Origin of the sequence: Pyrococcus horikoshii OT3 (genome assembly GCF_000011105.1) — an archaeon.
Lineage (GTDB): Archaea > Methanobacteriota_B > Thermococci > Thermococcales > Thermococcaceae > Pyrococcus > Pyrococcus horikoshii.
In genome coordinates this window covers 75,156-89,861 of record NC_000961.1, presented here as the reverse complement: position 1 = coordinate 89,861, position 14,706 = coordinate 75,156, and the positions used below count along the sequence as shown (strand labels likewise).

Annotated in this window: 16 protein-coding genes; 5 read left to right on the top strand and 11 right to left on the bottom strand. The window is 43.4% G+C overall.

Annotated elements, in window-relative coordinates; genetic code table 11:
* Nucleotides 1–4: 4 nt before the first annotated feature.
* On the bottom strand, nucleotides 5–646 hold the full coding sequence (locus PH_RS00510) for an alanyl-tRNA editing protein (protein WP_048053030.1): 642 nt from the start codon (nucleotides 644–646) through the stop codon (nucleotides 5–7).
* Nucleotides 647–720: 74 nt separating this feature from the next.
* On the opposite strand from PH_RS00510, the gene PH_RS00505 reads away from it, so the two are divergent.
* On the top strand, nucleotides 721–1,131 hold the full coding sequence (locus PH_RS00505; RefSeq protein WP_048053029.1) for a CBS domain-containing protein: 411 nt from the start codon (nucleotides 721–723) through the stop codon (nucleotides 1,129–1,131).
* 5 nt (nucleotides 1,132–1,136) lie between these two features.
* Nucleotides 1,137–2,645: a metallophosphoesterase family protein gene (locus PH_RS00500; RefSeq protein ID WP_048053541.1), complete on the top strand. Its 1,509-nt coding sequence runs from the start codon at nucleotides 1,137–1,139 to the stop codon at nucleotides 2,643–2,645.
* On the opposite strand, the gene PH_RS00495 is transcribed toward PH_RS00500, so the two are convergent.
* A complete protein-coding gene (locus PH_RS00495; RefSeq protein WP_231833702.1) occupies nucleotides 2,640–3,497 on the bottom strand; it encodes a type I restriction endonuclease in 858 nt (285 codons plus the stop codon). The genes PH_RS00500 and PH_RS00495 overlap by 6 nt on opposite strands.
* Before the next feature lie 59 nt (nucleotides 3,498–3,556).
* On the opposite strand from PH_RS00495, the gene PH_RS00490 reads away from it, so the two are divergent.
* On the top strand, nucleotides 3,557–4,372 hold the full coding sequence (locus PH_RS00490) for a class II glutamine amidotransferase (RefSeq protein WP_010884222.1): 816 nt from the start codon (nucleotides 3,557–3,559) through the stop codon (nucleotides 4,370–4,372).
* Here PH_RS00490 and cca read toward each other — a convergent pair.
* From cca to PH_RS00470, 4 genes are all read right to left on the bottom strand, one after another.
* On the bottom strand, nucleotides 4,359–5,708 hold the full coding sequence (gene cca, locus PH_RS00485; protein ID WP_048053028.1) for a CCA tRNA nucleotidyltransferase: 1,350 nt from the start codon (nucleotides 5,706–5,708) through the stop codon (nucleotides 4,359–4,361). The genes PH_RS00490 and cca overlap by 14 nt on opposite strands.
* A 225-nt stretch (nucleotides 5,709–5,933) precedes the next feature.
* The gene (gene thpR / locus PH_RS00480) at nucleotides 5,934–6,488 is read right to left on the bottom strand and encodes an RNA 2',3'-cyclic phosphodiesterase (protein WP_010884220.1); all 555 of its coding nucleotides are present in this window, start codon (nucleotides 6,486–6,488) and stop codon (nucleotides 5,934–5,936) included.
* Nucleotides 6,489–6,844: 356 nt separating this feature from the next.
* Nucleotides 6,845–7,297, bottom strand: coding sequence for a type II toxin-antitoxin system VapC family toxin (locus PH_RS00475; protein ID WP_010884219.1), 453 nt, complete (start codon nucleotides 7,295–7,297; stop codon nucleotides 6,845–6,847).
* Nucleotides 7,269–7,535 carry a hypothetical protein gene (locus PH_RS00470; RefSeq protein ID WP_010884218.1) on the bottom strand — a complete coding sequence of 89 codons (267 nt, stop codon included), beginning with the start codon at nucleotides 7,533–7,535 and terminating at the stop codon, nucleotides 7,269–7,271. The genes PH_RS00475 and PH_RS00470 overlap by 29 nt, the downstream gene beginning before the upstream one ends.
* Nucleotides 7,536–7,617: 82 nt before the next feature.
* On the opposite strand from PH_RS00470, the gene PH_RS09905 reads away from it, so the two are divergent.
* Both PH_RS09905 and PH_RS09900 read left to right on the top strand, forming a co-directional pair.
* Nucleotides 7,618–7,869 (top strand): hypothetical protein, encoded by a 252-nt coding sequence (locus PH_RS09905; RefSeq protein ID WP_010884217.1) that lies wholly within the window; start codon nucleotides 7,618–7,620, stop codon nucleotides 7,867–7,869.
* A gap of 100 nt (nucleotides 7,870–7,969) precedes the next feature.
* On the top strand, nucleotides 7,970–8,320 hold the full coding sequence (locus PH_RS09900; RefSeq protein WP_010884216.1) for a hypothetical protein: 351 nt from the start codon (nucleotides 7,970–7,972) through the stop codon (nucleotides 8,318–8,320).
* 117 nt (nucleotides 8,321–8,437) lie between these two features.
* Here the strand turns inward: PH_RS09900 and PH_RS00460 are convergent, their stop codons facing one another.
* The 5 genes from PH_RS00460 to ppsA all read right to left on the bottom strand — a co-directional run bounded on the left by PH_RS00460 (nucleotide 8,438) and on the right by ppsA (nucleotide 14,606).
* Nucleotides 8,438–9,034 (bottom strand): MBL fold metallo-hydrolase, encoded by a 597-nt coding sequence (locus tag PH_RS00460; RefSeq protein WP_010884214.1) that lies wholly within the window; start codon nucleotides 9,032–9,034, stop codon nucleotides 8,438–8,440.
* Between the two features lie 43 nt (nucleotides 9,035–9,077).
* Entirely contained in the window at nucleotides 9,078–9,539 is a 462-nt protein-coding gene (locus tag PH_RS00455; RefSeq protein WP_010884213.1) for a phosphoribosyltransferase, read from the bottom strand.
* A gap of 65 nt (nucleotides 9,540–9,604) precedes the next feature.
* Nucleotides 9,605–11,347, bottom strand: coding sequence for a radical SAM protein (locus tag PH_RS00450; protein WP_010884212.1), 1,743 nt, complete (start codon nucleotides 11,345–11,347; stop codon nucleotides 9,605–9,607).
* Nucleotides 11,344–12,087: an amidohydrolase family protein gene (locus tag PH_RS00445; protein ID WP_010884211.1), complete on the bottom strand. Its 744-nt coding sequence runs from the start codon at nucleotides 12,085–12,087 to the stop codon at nucleotides 11,344–11,346. The genes PH_RS00450 and PH_RS00445 overlap by 4 nt, the downstream gene beginning before the upstream one ends.
* Before the next feature lie 62 nt (nucleotides 12,088–12,149).
* Entirely contained in the window at nucleotides 12,150–14,606 is a 2,457-nt protein-coding gene (ppsA, locus tag PH_RS00440; RefSeq protein ID WP_048053027.1) for a phosphoenolpyruvate synthase, read from the bottom strand.
* Nucleotides 14,607–14,706: the final 100 nt, after the last annotated feature.

The following is a 14,706-nucleotide window of genomic DNA, read 5'->3' as shown; positions in this document are numbered from 1 at the left end:
ACCTCTACTCGAGCCACATTTCTAACCTTTGCTTCCCCCTTCCTATGCTGGATCTCTTCAACTTCTTTATGTGCCCTATCTCCTTGATATCCTTAACGTGCGTTCCTCCGCAGGGAATTACTTCAAAGTCCCTAATCTGCGTGTACCTTCTATCTCCCTCCCACCATATCTTAACTTCTCCACCTTCGTCAACGTACTTGTTAAAGAGGCTAATTATCTGCTCCTTGTACTTATTCAAGTTCTCTGGATAGGCTATGTCATACCTACCTTTTTCAACGCTCATTCCACTACCAACCAATTGCCAATTCCCTTCTCCAAGAACCTCGTTTAGAACGTGCTCAAGTAAGTGAAGCCCCGTGTGAATTCTCATGAGCTTATATCTATAGTCCCAGTCTATCTTAAGCTCTACCTCATCCCCAACCTTGAACTTCTCTGGCTCCTTAACAACGTGCCAGACGTTACCTTCTTCATCCTTGTAAACATCGAGAACTTCGACCCCATTTATAGTTCCCCTATCGTGAGGTTGACCTCCCCCCGTTGGGTAGAATATCGTTTGATCCAAAAGTATGGCGTTATCCCTTATTTCTAAAACTCTACCCTTAGCTTCCTTAAGGTATGCATCTTCATAGTACAGCTTCCTCGTCATGTTGATCACCAAGCTTTACCTAGGGCCTGAGGGTTTAAATTCTTGTATGAGAATATGTTATTTAGGTGAGAGTTATGGACATGAAGGCCCCAATTAAAGTGTACATGACGAAGAAGCTCCTGGGCGTCAAGCCGAGTACATCCGTTCAAGAGGCTTCAAGGTTGATGATGGAATTTGACGTTGGTTCCTTGGTGGTAATAAATGACGATGGAAATGTTGTTGGCTTCTTCACGAAGAGTGACATAATAAGGAGGGTTATAGTTCCTGGACTACCATACGATATTCCAGTTGAGAGGATAATGACAAGGAACTTAATAACGGCGAATGTAAACACGCCGCTGGGTGAAGTTTTGAGGAAAATGGCCGAGCACAGGATAAAGCATATTCTAATAGAAGAGGAGGGGAAAATAGTAGGAATCTTCACCCTTAGTGACCTTCTTGAAGCCAGTAGGAGGAGGCTTGAAACTGCAATTTCAGCGGAGTGATGGATATGCTGATAGCCCACATAAGTGACACCCACATAACTAATGAAGTAGCCTTCAAGTCCTACGCTTACGACTTAATAGTCAACGAGATAAACACTAAACCCTTTGATCTCGTCGTTCATACGGGCGACGTGACAAATAATGGGCTTAGGGAAGAGTATGAACACGCAAGCTACCTAATTAAGAAGATAGAAAAGCCTCTCGTCGTAGTCCCAGGAAATCATGATGCCAGGAACGTTGGCTATGAATTATTCGAGAAATACATAGGGCCTCTCTACGGAGTCTATGAGTTCGATAATGGCGTTATAATATGGTTGGACTCGACTATACCTGATTTGAGCGATGGAAGGGTGGGAGGTTATAAGTTTAAGTGGCTTAAGGAAAAACTTGAAGCTTATAGTCACAAGAAAATAAAGATAGTTGCCGCCCATCATCATCTCGTTCCCCTTCCAGATACTGGAAGGGAGAGAAATGTTTTGTTTAACGCGGGTGATGTGCTGGATCTCCTTCTCACGCATGAAGTCACCCTGTACATGTGCGGGCACAAGCACGTTCCAAATGTGTACAGAGTTGAGGATTTAGTTGTTGACAATGCGGGTTGTGCATCCTGTAGAAAAACGAGGAAAGGTGACGTCAACAGTTACAATATAGTCAAGATAACTGATAAGGGAGTTAAGGTCGTAATAAGGCGTTTAACTGGGGATGAGGAAAGCAAGGAGCATAACCCTATTAGGCCAAAGATATTCATTCCCAGGGGAAGGAGACTCTTAAGGATAGTTCAAATCTCTGAGAGCAACGTTTCCGATAGGGTTTACTTCAGGAAGAGAACCCTTGAGAATGCTATAAAGGCGATAAATGAGAAGTATAAGCCCGATATTGTTATCCACTGTGGAGATGTCGTTGAAAAGGGAATAGAGAGGTATTATGAGAAAGCTATGGAGTATTACGAGAAGGTTAAGGGAGAGAAGATAATAGTTCCTGGGCATAATGATATCTCTTACCTAGGTTACGAGCTATTTAGGGAATACTTTGGGGAGCCTGAAGTCCTTGAGCTAGGTGACTTCGTCTTCATACCGATCCTCTCGGCCCAATATGAGACTCAAATTGGAGTCGTTGGAAGAACGGGACAGAAGATGCTCTCGAGAATGCTTGAGGAATTCAGGGAGAAGTTCAGGATAGTGATCATGCACCACAACTTAGTTCCAGTCCCTGGGGTTAAGGAGATAGGTTACCTTGAGGATGCTGGTAACGTGCTTAAGATAATAACTGAGAACGAAACCGAGCTTACGCTAACTGGGCATGGTGGGAATACAAGTGCTGTAAAGGTTGAGAAGAGCCCGATAATAAATGCCGGTAGCATAAGTTGGGAGCTCCACAGGAATCCATTCGGAAACAGCTTCAACATTATAGACATCTATGAGGATATGGTAGTGGCCTTTGAAATCCAGGCCACTTGGGGGAGCAGGAAGGTTCTCGGCATGTGGAAGATAAAGAGTGAGATTCCGTGGTTATAGTGAAATTAAAACTTTAATCCCCTTCTCTTTTTCAATTCCTTTAATTAAAAATATTATTTTCTCATTGGGGATATGCTTTGTTTTTATCTCTGCTATCGCCTTTTCAAGTATCTTTTTCTCCCTCTCCTCTTCCTCTTTCTCCTTCAAATATTCCATTAAAGTTATTAAAGCACCCTTTAGCGTTCCATCTGGAACTGGAAGGTATTTCCAGTTAAAGTCTAAAATGTAAACCCCTTTAACCTTCTCGGAAGGATGAACGTCTTCTGGAGGAAAGGCCCCTCTAAGGGGAAGGGAGAGAACATAGTTGGCTATTTCACCTTCGCTTATTCCTAAGCTTTTCAGGGTTTTAACTCCAGACTCTATCTTATTCAGGGCTTCGCACATCTCCAGGATCCTTTCTATTTTCTCCTTTGATATACATGACAGCTTCAGGATAATCCTATCCAGGGGCTCCTCCTCAACGTCAACCCTCGTCACGATCCTATCCCTAATATCCTTTCCGGGTTCAAAGGCCTTGACTATTATCCAGAACCTACCATTGCTCACGATTCCCACTTCTACACCTCTGTCGAAGCAGTACTTTGCTAGCTGAGTAACGGCCTTTACTGGATTTACGCTTAAGTTCTTTGCCTCAAGGAAGGCTACTATCCTTCCATCTTTTATTAATGCATAGTCAGCTCTTCCCTCCTCGGTCTTCTCTTCTGGCCTTACCTCTTTAGGATCATCCACCTTCCAACCTAGCGCAGAGAGCGTGGGAAGTATTAAGTGTTGCTTGACGGCCTCTTCATTCGCCATGTAGAGGGTTCTGTGCTCTCTAAGCTTTTTCCGTATCTTCTTAATTTCATCTCTCAATTCCCCACCTCGAGGAAAAGTATATGTTGAGGTTTAATAAAAAGTGAGCGGGTGAGAGCATGTGCAGAATTCTCTTAGCAGTTGGGAATGGTTATAGAATGCGCCCCCTCGTTGAGGCCCTAATAAAATCCTCTGAAAATGATCCTTACAAGGCCGCTCGTGGGAAGGGGAGTCAGCATAAGGATGGATGGGGTTACGTTTTAGTCTCTAGGGATTCGATAGTACACTATAAGTCGAGTAAACCAATATTTGAGGATGATGAAGCCAAGCGTTTGATGAACAGCTTACCTAGTTTTGGAGCTCTAATACTTCACTCCAGGGCCGCGAGCCAGGGAAAGGTTAATTCCTTCAATGCCCAGCCCTTTTCCTATGCAAGCCCTTATGGATATCAGCTTTACTTCATGCACAACGGCGACTTGTTAAAAGAGCTGATCCTGGAAGGACTTAAGTTGCCAAAGGATAAGTACGAGGATGTTTCAGATTCATACCTTGCTGGGTTTTACCTCTCGCTCTTCGTAAAGGGGTTGGATGATAGGGATATCGTTGAGAGGCTAGCCCTCTTAAAGCCTACCGTCAGAACTTCCCTAAATACAGGTGGGATAATGATAACCCCAGATCAGGAGGTCAAGGCTTTTGGAACAGCATACATGGCCGAGGATTATCTGAATGATCCACTGAGTAGAAATTACATGAAGATAATGAGTTTTTATAGTGCCGACTTATTTGCGGTGATGTCATCAACCCTTGAGCGGTACACCTTCATCCCGCTGGATGAAGTTGAGAATGGAACTGTATTTACAGTTTCAGTTGACTTCAAGGAGGAGAAGTTCGATGTAAAGAAGTATGAGCTTTCCACGGATGCTACTTCACCCTGAACTTTTCCCTCGAGAGGAAGAGGTATGCATCTTTGGAAAGCTCCTTGGGTACGAAGTCTACTAGGATATCACCTTTTACTATTGCATCTTTAATGTTTTTCCCTGCTGAGAATTGCCCTTTTCTTAATATTTCTTCTAGAACGTCAACTATAAAAGTGGAGATGGGCTTTTCCGAGGCAAGCTCTTTCCCTTCTATCCAGACGATGTCATTCTTCTCATAAAATCTCTTCCCGTGCTGGGTAAAGTATAATGGGCCTCTTTTTACTTTAATTCCCTCCCTTTCAAGTCTGTCAACTTCAAGAAATATGAATTCTCTCCCGTAATCGTAGCCTAAAACTTTAAAGCCTTCGAGCTCCAGTTGCCTCTTTATCCCCTTGGCCGTCCTTTCCACCTGTGGTAACAGTATATCATCCACAAGCTTTGGAGGATTAAATGTGAGCGTTATTAGGTGGGTCTTTCTACTTCTTAGAGCACTTAAATAATTTCCGATCTTCTTCCTGGGAAAGAAGAATTCTGTGGATGGTTCCTTTAGGAATTCCTGGGATTTAAAGTAGAATAAGCCGTAGCGCTCCCAGCTCAAGTTAGCTGCAACGTTCCTTCTTGGATCCACGGGGTCTATAACTATTAGGGGCTTATCCTCTCCAACTTCTCTCTTTATAGTTTTCATCGTTATTTCACTCTCCCTCTTCATCCAATCCTCGGGATCGATGATCTTCTTCCTAAGCATGAAATCAGACTTTTCTAGGACGTTTAGAAATGAGCCGAACTCTATGATCAGTATTTCAGCAAGGTAACCTGAGAATCCCCTTATATATATCTCGCTTCCGTAAGCATTTATTCCCTTTAGAAAGCGCTTGAGGAGTCTTACTTCGTTGTTTTTTCCCTTTATGTTCTCAAGAACCCAGTGGGTATGGAGTATTGACCTATCCACGGCTGTTCTAACATCCTTCCAGTTCTTAACATTGTAGCATGGAACTATATCTACCCTAATCCCTTTATATTCAGCTCTTACGTAAGGATGTTCCGCATAGGCTATCTCGTACTTTCCCAGTCTTTCCCCTAGAACCTTTCCTAGTTCTAACCCCTTTTCTCTGAGCTCTTCTAAGCTTGTATCCAGTGGAAATGCAATGAAGAGGTCTACATCGTGATCCCCAGCTAGGTAAGTATCCTTTGCTAGGGAACCAACGAAGTATGGCTTAGCGTCAAGGTTGAGCTCTTCAATTGTTTCTTCGGTTTTCTCCTTGATCTCTTCCATAAGTGTGCTGACAAAGTTTTCCTCCTCTTTAGTGGGAACTATCCTCTGGAGGACTTCAGCAATGACATCTTCAATGTCCATGCTTACACATGATCTAGGAGAGTATTTTACAGTTTTGCTTTCACAATAGCTACAGCAATTCCCACAAGTGGGGAAGATTATATAAGGCCCATGCATGCGTCCTGTTTGAAATTCCTGGGATTCTCTTATTAAAGCTCCAGTATCAGGAACGAGCTTGCTGATGCTAACTTAAGAAGAAATGAGTGTAAAAAGGAAGATTTCTAATCCAAATTTTCCCTCTCAACTTTACTCACTCAGCTCAAATCTTGCGAGGGTCTCATATATTGGGCCTTTGGGAGTTAAGGTGCTCTTTTTTAGCTCAATCGCATCAACTACAAAGGATCCGAAGTCTTCATTCGCGAGCTCTTTAAGCTTCATGGTTAGGCCAAGCTTGTCTTTAACGAACTTCACTCTCCCGAGGGTTATATGTGCAACGAAGTTACCCTCCTTTTTAAAGCCGAGTTTTGCAAGCTCATCTTCTATCTCCCTTGCCATTTCTCTTATTATTTCATCATTTTCAATTCCGGCCCAGATGACCCTAATGTAGTTAGGATTTGGAAAGACTCCTATTCCCTTAACCTTAACTTCATGCTTCTTGTACTTTTCAGCTATTTTCTTGAGTATATTCTTGATTTCTTCAGCTTGCTCTTCCGTGATTTCCCCCAGGAACTTTAAGGTTATGTGGAGGTTCTCTCTCTCAACGAACTTTATCTTGGCCTCCTTTGACCCTATGTAATCTTGGGCCCTAACTAGTGAATCCCTAACGCTTTCGTTAACATCAATAGCTATAAACGCCCTCATGTTCGTGAATAATCCTGAGGGGTTATAATCCTTTTTCAGCTCTTTTGAATGTTATAGGGTAGTGCGCTTCCCATTTGAAGTAGCCCTCTTTTGGAAAGATAGTGAATGAGGCATGTTAATGGCTAGAATTCTTACTTTTTTCATGGATTCTGTTAATCTCATAACGAAGGGTATAACCCATTGAACTATACCCCTATGAATCCAGTATTAGGCTCAATAGAGAAAAAAATCCATGCAGATTACATAGCAGCGTCAACTGCTTCATTAATCTCTAAACTTTTGAAGTTTGTTAGGTTCTTTATAAACCTTTTTGGCTCCCCTTCTAGTGCTTCTCAGTATTTCAAGATTTAATGCATCTAGATGAGAAATGAATTTAGATCCTCCGAAAGTGCCACTTGATGTAGTCTCTTATCTGCGGTATAAAATTCGGAAGCATTTACTCGCCTTGCAGATTCAATTTGAATTGCATCTGCCTGATAAATATGATACTTCTCTAAGAGCTCCCAGGAACCTATTAATATTGAGCTGTAGAGAGGGATTATTTTGAGTATTCCAAGCCTTTTCATTCTAAGGATTTCAGAGAGGAATCTTAATCTAGCCAGCTCGTAAGTTTCGACATCAATCCGCTTTATCCTTTTCGCTCTATCGAACGCTCCTAAAACTTCCCCTATGTTCCATAAACTAAAGGCAAGCTTAATATCACCTTGATACGCCTGAGTGTAGAGTTCTACCATTCTATCGCTGTTCTCTTCCCTTATGTATCGCTTTATTATCGCACTGCTATCTAAGTATATTACCTTCTCGCTCATCTCTAATCCTCCTAACGAGCTCACTTACTGAACCTCTGGAAGGAAGAGGCTCAAATTCGATTTTCTTTTCAAATTTTTTCAGCATCTCTTCAATATTTTTTTCGAGATCTAAGAGGAGATTTTCAGAAATTATTTCTTCGAGGAGTCTGCTTATATCCCTATTCTCTTCTGCAGCTTCTTTTTTTAATTCCCACCACAAGTCAGCATCTATATAAATACTGGTTTTTATCTTCCCCATAGAGTCACCTTTTGGTAATTACTGAAAAACTTATTTAAGAATATCGAAAACATTTTACCCGCCAATAAATAAGAAACAACTGATGAAATCAAGATTCCTTATTCCTTTAGTAGCATTGCTGATTGTGATGATAATGTTCTTACAAACTGAAACTGAAAATAGAACTGCACTCAAGCTTAACGTTACTTCTCTGAGGTCTTTCCTTGAATCCCAATATGTTCCAGAAGTCGGACTCTTAAGGGCCGCGGTTAAAAGTTACCCTGACAATGAAACAATTTACATTGCAAACGACAACCTGCTTGCATCCTGGGCTTTAATAACCCTAAATTGGTGAGAGGATACGCCAAAATCTCAATGCTAACTATTCAGGAGGATGGAATGGAAAGATTGACGTCTTATTTGGAAAGCGAATAAGTGGAATTTACTGCTCCAAGGTGATATTTATCAATAAGACGTATTCTCGGAAATTCAAGGCAGAGTTTAATATCGTGTATGAGATTGCAGACACTTCTTGCCCAATGAAAGATTGGAAAGAGTATGCGGATTTAACGGTTTACATGGCCTTAAATGAACTTCTCTCTGGGAAAAAGCGTGAAGCTTTCGAGCTATATAAGCATCTCCTTTCGCTCTGGGATGGAAAGGGATTTCGCGACAAAGCGTTTAGGGGCGTATACCAGACTTATAAGTGCGCTCTTTTTGCATACTTATATCGAGCTCTAAATGAACCGAGGGAGGGTAGGAATATCTACATAGTATGCCAGAAATGGGAAATGGTGGAATTGTAACGGGATATAGGATTGAAGAAGGGAAAATAGTTCCGGTAGGGGATACCAACGTCGAAACTACAAGCTTTGTTGTTCTTGGATTTCTCTCTGAATTGCCCGAGCGAATTAAAGCTAGATTCAGTTAGTCTCTCCTTTTGAAAAGCTTTCCACCAGCTCTTTAACTTTCTCCTTTGCATTTTCTAGAACCGGCTCCCCATGGGCTGGATAAATTGCCTTAAACTCGATATTTAATAGTTCCTTGATTCTTTCCCTGTTCATCATTGGATCCTCCGAATATTGCTGTGGAACTTCGTAGAGCTTTCCATCTCTCTCAACCATTAAGTCGCCGACGAAAAGAGCTCCACTCTCCTCGTCAAGGAGGCATATACTTCCCCTCGTATGCCCGGGCATGTGGAATACCTTTAACCCCTCCACCACATCCCCATCCTTTACCGGAACGTCAACTCTAACTCCTGTCTTCTCCTCTATGGCTTTAACCTCTTCCTCATGGGCTACAACTTTTGCTCCCGTACCATCTTTTACGCATTTAAGGGAACCGGTATGATCCAGATGGTAGTGGGTAATGATTACCGTTTTTAGGGGCTTTCCGAGCTCTTCAATCTTTTTCAGTATCTTTTCGCAGGTGCTCTCTATTCCGGTATCTATGAGGACTAGGTGATCACCCCTGTCAATGATATACACGTTGACGAACTCATCCTTTATCCTGTGGATCATTTTTGGCTCACCATAGACTTAATAGAAGGGGAGGAGAAAAAGGTTACTCTTTCTCAATTACTGGGAACTCTTCCCAGGGAAAAACTATCCACTTCTCCGTTCTAAACACGTAATAATCGGGGACTACGGATGTCCAGGGTTTCATTGCTAGGCATGCAATTTTAATTTCCTTCGCTCCAAGTTTCTTGACTTCTTCTATAACGACCTCAAGGGTTTTCCCTGTGTCACTTACGTCATCAACTATAACTACCCTTTTGTCTTTTAAGTCGCCGTGTATTGGGATAGTTATTACCGGCTTCTCTCCCCTCTCGTCAATTCCTTTGTAGAATTTGACATCTATCACCTTAAGGGGGATGTCTCCCAAAATGTGGCTAAGCCTAACCGCTGGGATTAATCCTCCCCTCGCCACTCCTATTATCACATCTGGCTTATATTCTCTCAATTTTTCCGCGAGTGCGAAGATGGCCCTGTCAACCTGCCACCAGGTTAGATAGACCTTGTCCATTTTCTCACCTCTTGTTTAGCCCTTACCCCTTTACTTTAAAAAAGATATGTTAGTGACAATCCTCTCTAAACCTTTATTTTTCCCTTGTACATCTTTTTGACATCCTCAGGAAGCAGGGAGAGAAATTCTTCTTCGCTCTTAAAAGGCCTCTTAGCTAATATTCTCGCGAGGGTTTTCTTTCCAATTCCAGGGAGCCATCTCAAAACTTTTGAACTCTCTCCATTTACATCTATCGGAACGGGTATTCCAGTGACGCTTCTAAGCCCATGGTCGACTATCATTACATCGTAGTATCTATCGAGTTCAACTCTCTTCGGAATTCCCACTATTAATGGATAGCTTCCGAACTGCCTTCCAAAGGTCAACTCCCCATCATAGATTTCTGCCCTGACATCCCTTAGAATTGTCCCCACTGGAACTATCCTTTTCAGCATTGGTAAGTCTATTTCGTGCCTTATCTTATGCCTATAGTGCTCTATCAACTTCTTGTGCTTTTCAGTTTTCACCTTATCCCTCATGTTCCATAATGGCGTTCCTGGGAAGACAACAACTTGCCTTATGTTTATTCTCCTTACCATCAATCCATCATCGAGGATCTTCTTGAGAAACTCATATGTTAGCTCATAGGTTCTCTTCGTCTCTCCAGGGAGTCCAAAAATTATGTTTATCCCAGGGAGGAGCCATGGTAATCCGTTATATCCCCTCTTTCCTCCAACTTCATTTATTATCTTAACCGCTTCGTAGGTTTCCTCCGGGGTTGCATTGAGGTTGTTTATCCTTGCAACTTTTGGATCCGCGGTTTCCAATCCAAAAGCTACGACATTTCCTGGGGTTCCATATCTTATTATTGCTTTTGCTATTCTCTTTGATTCTTCAGGATAATTTGCTATGACCGCTGGATTTGCGTTGTCTACGTGAAGGGTCTTCACGTTTGGAGCAGCTAATCTTACCGCTTTGAAGAGCTTTTCCACTTCTTCCGGGTTTGGTATTGGTACCCTACCGTTAGGCTTAGCCATATATGAGAAGATACAGCTCTGCCTCCCTATCCTGAAGTGCCTAATTCCTAGGTTATAGAAAACCTTAACCTCCTGGGCTACATATTCTTGAGGTCTATTCTCAACGACTCTGTACCTTACAGGTTCCGTACAAAATGAGCATCCTCCAATTCCCATGGCCTTTGGGCAGCCTCTCTGAGTCTCTATCTCTATTAAAACGAACTCTGGGTATCCTGGAAACTGCTTAACTACCTCCGCTCCCAGGAGTGCGTAAGGTTGAAGCTCTTCGTAGTCTCTAAACCTGAAGGGATCTAATTCCCTCCCAGAGAAGTAGTCAAAGAGAAAGGCTTCGATATCCCCATATACAACGTAGTCAAAGACCTCCTCCGCAAACCTCAACTCTTTCGTCGTTACCTTCACACCGCCTATCTTAGCCGAACCCATAAATGCCGGCCCACCAAGCACCTTCACACCATTATAGTGGGAGATGAACTTGCTTACCTCTTCAACGCTTCCCGGAACTGCGGAGAGGTACTTCCCGGGAGTGTGCAATCCTCCGATAAATACAATTACCTCAGCTTTCTCTAGAATCTCCTTAACTTTGGGAAAGTTCGGAGTTTTGTTCTTTGTTTTTATTCCCTGCTCTCCCTCAAAGGTAGCCCTTAGATCGTCAATTGTGAGGTAAAATATGTTTGCATCCCTTCTGGCTTTTTTTATCGCCCCGTAGGCATATCTGGGGTAAAGTCCTAAGTAGGGAGGAACGCCTAAACCAGCGGGTTCATCTGTGTACCCATCGATTATCGCAACTATCATAGCAACACCTTTGCATTCTCATAAAATACCCTCTTCATACCCTTTTCATTCAATCCAGATATCAGAACTTTGGCTATCTCAACGACAGGGTGATGACAGGGTAAATCTATCCCAAAAACCACCCTCCTTGGAGCTACCTCATAGGCCTCAGCTATTTTACTCGGCATTGGCATTCCTGAAGTTTCTAGGTATATATTTTCATTTCTCCCGGCTATCTCTATCGCTCCCTGGATGTAGTAGGCATTTCCATGCCCCATGTGCACCATAACTATCTTAACTTCTGGAAACTTTCTAGCAAGCTCTTCAATTTGCCATGGAAGTGAGGTTGGAGGATGCCCCGAGTGAATCTGTACATGAACGTTGAACTCTTCAGCTATTTTCATAATCTTTTCAACCCTAGGATCCGAGGGAGAGAACATGTTTAGCAGGGGGTGTAGCTTTATTCCCCTAAACTCGTACTTCTCCAGGAATTTCTCGGTCTCATTTATGGATTTTTCATCCCTGGGGTTGGGCCAGTAAATTCCAACTAATTTGTCTGGATATTCCTTAACGATCTTTGCTATGTTATCATTGTTTACATCACTGATTATCGCAATCTCTATGTTGTAAGCTTCCATAAGCGAGAGAAATTCCTCTGGTGTTATGGATACGTTGAAGGGATATCCGAGAACTTGGATGTGGGAGTGAGCATCTATCTTCCTGAACTTGTCTGCGTTTAACTTAATATCTGTCCTCCACATCTGCTTGCACCGAAGAAATATCCAAAAATAGGAATATAAACTTTAAAGGAAAGAAGAGAGCTTCAGAAGAGGTCCTCTTCTTCCTCTTCCTCTTCGAGGAGTTTCTTCCTAGCGGCTTCAAGCATAAGCTTCCTCTCTTCCTGGGCTACTACTTGTCTGATTAGCTGTACTGCATCTGGGTTAGCTGAGATGCTGTCGATTCCAAGCCTAACGAGGATTCTAGCCATCTTTGGATCACTTCCGGCCTGTCCACAGATGCTGGTCTCGACTCCATACTTCTTACATACCTTGATGACGTGCTTGATCAACTTAAGGACTGCTGGGTGGGTCTCATCGTAGAGCTTAGCAACCCTTTCGTTATCCCTATCAATTGCTAGCGTGTATTGGGTTAGGTCGTTTGTTCCAAAGCTGACGAAGTCAATTCCTTCCTTGATTAGATCCTCGATGATGATAGCTGCTGCTGGAACCTCAATCATGATACCCCATGCAACATCCTTGTGCGGTTCAAGGCCAACCTCTCTCGCTATTTCTTTAGCCTTTCTTATCTGCTCTGGATGGCTGACTAGTGGTAACATCACACCGATGTTGTTGTATCCCTTCTCTACTACCTTCTTGATGGCCTTAAACTCAGCTCTTAGTAGCTCTGGTTGATCGAGACCTCTCCTAATTCCTCTCCATCCGAGCATTGGGTTCCTCTCTTCTGGTTCGTCCTCTCCTCCAGGCATCTCTCTGAACTCGTTGGTTGGAGCGTCGAGGGTTCTGTACCATACCGGCCTTGGATAGAACGCTGCTGCAACCTTCTCGATACCTTCTGCTAATCTCTCTACCAGCTCATCCTCCTTTCCTTCCTTGATGAACTTGACTGGGTGCTGTCCGATACTTAGGATCATGTGCTCAGCCCTTAGCAGTCCAACACCATCTGCTCCAGTGGCCGCTGCCCTCTCAGCTACTTCTGGCATTGATACGTTAACCTTAACAAGGGTTCCCGTAACTAACGGAGCTGCTGCTACTGCAGCTCCAGGAGCTGCTGCAGCTTCCTCTTTCTTCTTCTTTTCAACTAAGCTCTTGACAATTCCCTTGTAGACTAGACCTCTTGTACCATCGACTGTTACGTAGTCTCCAGTCTTGAGCTTCTTGGTAGCCTCCTTGGTACCAACTACTGCTGGAATTCCGAGCTCTCTTGAAACGATTGCAGCGTGGCTCGTTCTTCCACCCTCATCGGTGATGATGGCTGAGGCCCTCTTCATAGCTGGAACCATATCTGGGTTGGTCATTGTTGTTACTAGAACATCTCCCTCCTTGACCTTGTCGATCTCGCTTGCATCGAAGATTACTACTACCCTACCTGCGCCTATTCCTGGGGAAGCACCGAGACCCTTGAGGATGACTTCGGCTTCCTCAACCTCCTCAACTTCCTCAGTTGTCGTTTCCTTGAGCGTTGTTATCGGTCTGCTCTGGACGATGTAGAGCTTTCCATCATCCTTGTCGTAAGCCCATTCGATATCCTGTGGCCATCCGTAGTGCTCCTCAATCTTCTGTCCCATCTTTGCAACTTCAATTATCTGCTCATCGGTTAAGACTTGCTTCTCAACCCACTCAGGACCGAGGTACTCTGCAACCTTAACTTGGACGGTTCCCTTTCCTGTTTCTGGGTTCCTGATTACCATAACCTCCTTCTTTGCTATGACCTTCTCCTTGATCTTCCATGTTCCCTTCTCGACGATGTACTCGTCTGGGGTAACCGCACCGCTAACTACCGCTTCACCTAGGCCCCAGGAGGCGTTGATCATTATCTCGTTCCTGTTGTTCGTAACTGGGTTAGCCGTGAACATGACACCGCTCTTCTCGCTGTTAACCATCTTCTGGACTACCGCGCTAAGGTAAACCTTGCTGTGATCGAATCCCTGCTTAGCCCTGTAGAAGGTAGCCCTTGCAGTCCAGAGTGAGGCCCAGCACTTCTTCACCTTGTCTATAACATCGTCAGCACCAAGAACGTCAAGATAAGTCTCCTGCTGACCCGCGAATGAAGCCTCTGGTAGGTCTTCTGCTGTAGCGGATGATCTAACTGCAACGTAGATTTCATCCTTTCCGAACCTCTGGCTGAGCTCCTTGTAAGCTTGTTTAATTTCATCTGCAATCTCGTTTGGCATTTCAAGGGATTCAATTAGCTCCCTAATTATTGCGGTGTTCTCCTGGAGTTGCTTGCTGTCGTCAACGTTTGTCCTGTTAATTATATCCATTATCCACTCTTGAAGTGTCCTAGGTTCGTCTGGAGCGCTTGCAAGAACCTCAGCTATCGTTCCCTTATTTGCCTTTTCGCCGAGAATCTTCTTGACATCTTCCTTAGAAACCTTAACATTTTCAACGAAGTACTTGTACGCTTCTGCGGTAACACAGAATCCTGGTGGGACAGGGATCCCAGCATTTGTCATTTCGCCAAGGTTTGCCCCTTTACCACCAACAAGGGGAACGTCATCTTTTCTAAGTTCTTCAAACCACTTAATGAACTTATATGCCATTTTGTCCACCTCCAGGCTCGAATTTCCGAAATTGATAAAGGTGGATCATATTTAAAATTAACGTGAATACCTTAGTTCTCCAATGTCCATAACTCACCCT